At 35.8% G+C, this 1,666-nt stretch carries 2 protein-coding genes; both read right to left on the bottom strand.

Annotated elements, in window-relative coordinates:
* Window positions 1-418 precede the first annotated feature (418 nt).
* Entirely contained in the window at window positions 419-1,000 is a 582-nt protein-coding gene (locus HMPREF0519_RS11290; protein WP_003636336.1) for a recombinase family protein, read from the bottom strand.
* A 277-nt stretch (window positions 1,001-1,277) separates the two neighbouring features.
* Window positions 1,278-1,442, bottom strand: coding sequence for a hypothetical protein (locus HMPREF0519_RS14485; protein ID WP_233419333.1), 165 nt, complete (start codon window positions 1,440-1,442; stop codon window positions 1,278-1,280).
* Window positions 1,443-1,666: the final 224 nt, after the last annotated feature.

The raw sequence follows: 1,666 nt of genomic DNA, 5'->3' as shown, positions 1-1,666 counted from the left end.
CGTTTGTAAATTAAGTTATTAAAAATCGATGATCATCTTACCATAGAATGACTAACTAAAAAGAACTACCATATCGATCAAGCGTGCTGTCAAAGTTCCAAGGGCAGTTAACATTTTCTAAGTGATGATGATGCTTTTATTGATTCCTAACAATGTTATCGGATTAAAAAAAACAATATTGTGATCGTAAGCTAATTCGACTATCCCTGATGAATTGTTTTAGATTCAAGCAAAAACGACAGCTATCTTGTGACCAAATAAGAATATTAATCGTCCAGAACACTTTTTCAATTATAGTATATAAACACTTTACCATACACAGTAAAAATCAAACTATTAGGGACATCACACGGTTATTAAAGATCAGTCAAAATAGGAAATAATTTAAAATATCCTTTTTCATGATCTTTCACCTGTCTTAGATTTTAGAAGTATCACTTGGTTTCTCAATTAACTTAAACCGTCGCTGCTGCGTGCGTTTACTAATCCCCGTCTTTCGTTCAATCATCTTGTAGGTCATGCCTTGTTTTCGCAGCTCATAAGCAAATCTGATTTGTTCATCAGAATACGTTTTCGGTCGCCCTTCCCGAAACAACGGATCATGTTGCTTGGCATACAATTTACCTTCTTGTGTGCGCGTGACAATCATATCGCGTTCAAACTGCGCAAAGGCGCTAAATATTGTAAAGACTAATTGGCCAGTCGGCGTATTGTCAATTAAGCCCATATTCAAAATGTTAACTTTGACATTTTCTTTAAACAACTCTTGGATAATGGCTAAGGCCTCGCGTGTGTTCCGCGCAAACCGATCCAACTTAGTGACAATCAAAGTATCGCCTGTTTTTAGAACGCGCAACAGTTTTTGAAACTCCGGTCGTTCGGTAGTTGTGCCGGTAAACTTTTCTTGAAAGATTTTTTCTGCTCCTGCCAATTTTAGTAACTCAATTTGATTTGCTAATTTTTGATCAGTGGTACTGACCCGCGCATAGCCATATTTCATCTTTTTATCTCCTTACTTATGTCATTAAGTAATGACACGGTTCTAACCCTTTAATTATACAGTATCAAAAAACAGGCCACAACTGTTAAGTTGTGGCACATTTTCTTCTTGCTTATTCTCTTCTTTCACCAATTCCATGTTAATTATCGTGTTGAAATGAGAAAAAATACGCTAATTATTAGCACACTAAAAACATCTACTGATTACAAATATCACTCTGATATAGTTATAGAGGCTAAATGTCAGTTAGAAACCCTGAACGTATGGTATTTTTTAACTATTTCATATCAACTTGGATAGCAATCTCTTTCAATGTCTTGCTTAAAGCTTTGCTAATTTGATCTGGAGATAAGGGAGCACTCTTCTTAAAAAGCGTATCCAGTAGAACACCGAACCCACCAATTGAGTACGTTAGCATGTACTCATAATGCTGGTTATTCAAACTGCCTTTTCGCCAAGGGACATTTACATTCAGGATAAGCGCTACAATGGTTTGAATATGTCTTGTTAGCAAAGGAACTAAGAGATCGTTTTTAGCTAGCAATTCAATTTTGTCATGGTGGGGCCAAATAAATTCAAGAAAATGTTTAGGGATAGTATCCGGTGTAATGTGGATGTAAGCTGATTCCTGAGACAACTTTTAAGAGAGGGTATAATGAATAAATT

Source organism: Lentilactobacillus hilgardii DSM 20176 = ATCC 8290 (assembly GCF_000159315.1).
GTDB classification, from domain to species: Bacteria; Bacillota; Bacilli; order Lactobacillales; family Lactobacillaceae; genus Lentilactobacillus; species Lentilactobacillus hilgardii.
The sequence above is the reverse complement of the archived record's forward strand: the minus strand, read 5'-3'. Positions and strand labels throughout refer to the sequence as shown.